General features: G+C 55.6%; 4 protein-coding genes and 1 riboswitch. All 4 genes read right to left on the bottom strand.

The window, feature by feature from the left end; genetic code table 11:
• Window positions 1-166: 166 nt before the first annotated feature.
• On the bottom strand, window positions 167-823 hold the full coding sequence (locus HIJ39_RS22020) for a sensor histidine kinase (protein WP_169103189.1): 657 nt from the start codon (window positions 821-823) through the stop codon (window positions 167-169).
• A gap of 193 nt (window positions 824-1016) precedes the next feature.
• Window positions 1017-1166 carry an EAL domain-containing protein gene (locus HIJ39_RS22015; protein WP_169103188.1) on the bottom strand — a complete coding sequence of 50 codons (150 nt, stop codon included), beginning with the start codon at window positions 1164-1166 and terminating at the stop codon, window positions 1017-1019.
• On the bottom strand, window positions 1163-1366 hold the full coding sequence (locus tag HIJ39_RS22010) for a hypothetical protein (protein WP_169103187.1): 204 nt from the start codon (window positions 1364-1366) through the stop codon (window positions 1163-1165). Before HIJ39_RS22010 ends, HIJ39_RS22015 begins: the two co-directional genes overlap by 4 nt.
• Window positions 1367-1616: 250 nt before the next feature.
• Window positions 1617-1701: riboswitch (cyclic di-GMP riboswitch) on the bottom strand.
• Window positions 1702-2620: 919 nt separating this feature from the next.
• Window positions 2621-3052, bottom strand: a complete 432-nt coding sequence (locus HIJ39_RS22005) for a tyrosine-type recombinase/integrase (RefSeq protein WP_243239904.1) — start codon at window positions 3050-3052, stop codon at window positions 2621-2623.
• Between the last annotated feature and the right edge of the window lie 309 nt (window positions 3053-3361).

Raw genomic sequence — 3361 nt, 5'->3', positions numbered from 1 at the left:
GACCTTGACGACCGACCTCGCATGGCCCCAAAAGAAATTAGGCCGGCCGGGTTGACATGGTGTCATCATACGAGCATCTGGGACAACACGAGCCGCGTGTCCGCGGTATCATCCACAATTAATGTCCTGACCATGTCGTAGCTCCTTATCAAGGGGTGTCCCTACATCATTGTGCGTGGGATCGAGCAGGCATGGGTACGCTGAAGTGAACCTGTGTACCACGACCTAACTCGGATTCGATCAGACACCCGCCGCCGACAGCGGCGATCCGATCGCTCATGATGCCCAATCCATATTGTCCGGGATGCGGGTACTGCGGATCGAATCCCCGCCCATCATCCACGACGTCGATACGGAGGTGGGGACCTTTACGGTATAGCCGTACAATAATCCGTTCGGTCTGTGCATGTTTGACGGCGTTGGTCACAGCTTCCTGGACCGCGCGGTAAAGCATCAAGTCCGCCGTCACTCGGCTCATGCTAGCGCCAGCGCTATCGTCGACAACAGTGATCGGCACACCCCATTCCTGCTCCAGGCGATGCGCTAGTTCCACTAACGCAGTCCCTAATCCGACCTCAGCGACCGGCACTGGTTGGAGGTCGTCGATGAGATGGCGAACATCGACGATAGCCTGGTCCAGACGCCGATACACTCGCAGAATCTCTTCGTGTGCTTGTGCAGTCTCAACATCCATCGATCGCATCAGGAAATCCAGCCGCATGCTCGTGTTTGATAGAATTTGAAGCAAACCATCTTGCAAATCTCGCACGAACCGCCGTCGATCGTCTTCCATAATGCGTATAGCGCGCTCTTGCCAATCCATCGCGTTCATCCTTTTCGGGAAACACTCTCCTCGTAGAGTGTCTACCATGTCGCCCGACCTCAGCCCCGTTAGGAATCTCAGGGTTTGCACGGCGGAGCCCTCAAGGTTCGATCGCCCCTTGAACACGGGCGGGGACAGGATTCCATCGCTGTCCGCCTGAGATGAATCCCTGCCCGCAACACACTCCCACCGCCTAAAAAGTCTCGATTCCCTCGTCGGTTTCCAAATATTCCGCGCCAACCAAGGCACCAGTTGTGTGGCCGATCGTCACCAAAGACTCCACCACCGCCTGACTCGTCTCATCATGGTCGACGTGTTGTACTACCACTCGGTCGAGCTTCACAATATCGGGCTCCAACGCCAGCAGAGCTCAGCGCCCATGTAAGCCGCACCATAGCCGTCTACCGCGATGGCATAATCCGCTGCACGCCAGTGCTTGATATGAATCAAGATGCGGTTACCGGAAATGGATTGGCGTTGCGAGATTTCAGACGCAATGCGGGAAGGGTCGACATCTTTAGCGTCTAGTACCCCGCGGTCCACGGAGCAACGCTTCCTGTACGAAACCCGCTTCGGTCTGCGAGTCCATAATCGGCTGTAGGACCGCCCATAGCCCCCTAACCGTTTGAACCATGCGTACGACGGACTCCCCAAGGCCTTCACTATCCGCAAGATTTGCGGATAGTCGCCGATCACCGGTCATTACCGAAACGCCTCCACTTGTTTCTCACCCGATCCAGATCCAGACGACATATAGGCGACCCCCGAGGATCGCCGCTACCGAAAAAACATGAGTGGCAACCCGGCGATCGTAGGTGTCAACCCGTAGACCCGTGGCTTTGCGTCCCAGCGTTTCCGCTGGTTTGCTATGAGACACTGTTTTCGACAAGATTATACACAGTTCGCCAACGTTAACCAAATTTTAGGGAGACTTAAGTGAGGAGATTTTTCTGAGGTCGAAGTGTTAGAACGTGACCTGTCCGTGGCAAATGATGAACCATGGAGAGGATGCGTCAACCCAATGTACATCGGAAAACGGAAAGGCTGAGAACGTGTTTTAGAATTGTCTACGGCTTCCACCCCTGCGAGCAGTTGCTGGTGCTTTGTGGGTCGGCATTGGCGTTAGGACATAACGTAAGAGTCTACGCGTTCAGCTCATGCGGGCTACATCGCGGAGTCCCAAGCGATCGGACGGAGCTTCATTGCCCAGTCGTCCTGCGTCTTCGTAGCGACCGTGGTTTCCATGGGATTTATATTCTGTCGGCCCCGTGGGGATACCCCGCTTGATACAGGTTCTCGACGACCGTCACCTCCCCACCCCGACCGCAGAGGTCACCAGGAAACTGGTTGACCTCGCTGTCCGAGCGCGGGTGGATGAAGGTAGCCGGGTGGACCGGCGCATGGTTCCGAACCCGTGCGCTGGATTGCCACCTTCCTACTTGTCGACCATGTTTGAAGCTGGTTGAGACCTGATCCCGCATCACCCACGCACCTATGGCACGACAAACGAGGTAAGGAGGGATGCCGGCCAATGAAGTATATGAATCATGTGCGCAATTGCCGTGAGATCTGGTTGTACGACTGCCATTCAGGCGCTGCCTCTCTCAGTGCTCCGCTATTAGGGGCGCAAAACAAAAAAGCCCGCAATCACTTGCGGCGTCTCAAAAGAAATTGGCTGGGGAGGCAGGACTCGAACCTGCGCATGCGGGATCCAAGGTCCCGTGCACCCATGTTTCTGACGTGATCCGCAATAGACAGAAATCGCGCCAAGCAAGGCCCCGAGCCAGTTGCACGATTTCAGTCGTTATCTCGAGTATCTTGGGTTTCGTGAGTTACCACAGTTCGTGTGGATGAAGTGTGGATGGTGCCGCCCAGAAACATCGCCTCCATATCCGCGGCGGCCTGCTCCTGCATGTTTGGCAGCAAGTGTCCATAAATCTGCAGGGTAATGCTGATATTGGCATGGCCCAAGCGTTCGCTAACCACCTTCACGGGAACCCCATGTGCCAGCCAAAACGACGCCATCGCATGGCGCAGATCGTGGATGCGGATGTCAGAGCGTAGGCCCGCTCTTTTCAATAACCGTTTGAACGTCGCCCACACGTCATTCGGCCAGAGCATACCCCCATTTCGCGTCACAAATACATAGTCGTCAGCATTCCGCCATACCGAACCCTTTGCCATGCGCTCCAATTCTTGCTGGTGCCGGTGCTCGCGAAGAAGTTCCAAAAGATACGGTGTTATTGCCAGCGTCCGCCGTCCTTTCCGCCGTCCATTGCAACGCCCGTCGTCGGCTGCTTTGGATTTCTCGAGGGGCGTGACACCCGGGACACGGCCGCAGGGCGGGCAACATGGTGGCCAAAAACTGGGTGTAAAGGTGACAGACAGCCTCAAAAGCCGTTATACTAAACCCGGATTGCATGAACTGAGAGCAGGGGTCGGCCATGACTCCTTGCTCTTGCCTCCCTTGAAAAAAGATTTGTTGTACCGTATTTAGGGCCTGAACTGACGCAACTACAACACATGTAGCGGTGGTCA

The sequence above is a fragment of the Sulfobacillus harzensis genome (genome assembly GCF_012933365.1).
Classification (GTDB): domain Bacteria; phylum Bacillota; class Sulfobacillia; order Sulfobacillales; family Sulfobacillaceae; genus Sulfobacillus_B; species Sulfobacillus_B harzensis.
Note: the sequence above shows the minus strand (reverse complement) of the source record. Positions and strands in the feature narration are given on the sequence as shown.